A 522-nucleotide genomic window follows, 5' to 3' on the forward strand; every position below is an offset into this window, starting at 1 on the left:
CCGAGGGCACCCGCCTCACCATCGAGGACCTCCAGCGGCGCTTCGGCGTGTCCCGCACGGTGGTGCGCGACTGCGTGCGCGTGCTCGAGGCGATGGCGCTGATCGTGCCGAAGCGCCGCGTAGGTCTCGTGGTGCAGGGTCCGGATCGCTGGAACGTCTACGACCCGCGCATCATCCGCTGGCGCCTCACCGGCCCCGGCCGCTCGGACCAGTTCCGCTCCCTCACCCAGCTCCGCCGCGCGGTCGAGCCGGTCGCGGCGTCACTGGCTGCACGCAATGCCACTGCCGGTCAGCGAACCCGCATCGCCGAGCTCGCGGTGGATCTCCGCCGCCTCGGCGAGGCCGGCGCCCTCGTCGACTTCCTCGCCGCCGACATCGAGTTCCACCACCTGATCCTCGAGGCCAGCGGCAACGACATGTTCTGCGCCCTCCGCGAGGTGATCACGGAGGTCCTCAGCGGCCGCACGCACCAGGGGCTGATGCCGCGGACGCCGCGGCCGCACGCGCTCGACACCCACGAGC

The 522-nt window shown here is 72.6% G+C and carries 1 protein-coding gene; it reads left to right on the forward strand.

The window, feature by feature from the left end:
• On the forward strand, positions 1-522 hold a 522-nt coding region (locus EO139_RS16485; RefSeq protein ID WP_164739886.1), incomplete at both ends, for an FCD domain-containing protein.

The sequence above is a fragment of the Xanthomonas sp. BRIP62411 genome (genome assembly GCF_003993525.1).
Taxonomy (GTDB): Bacteria; Pseudomonadota; Gammaproteobacteria; order Xanthomonadales; family Xanthomonadaceae; genus Xanthomonas; species Xanthomonas euroxanthea.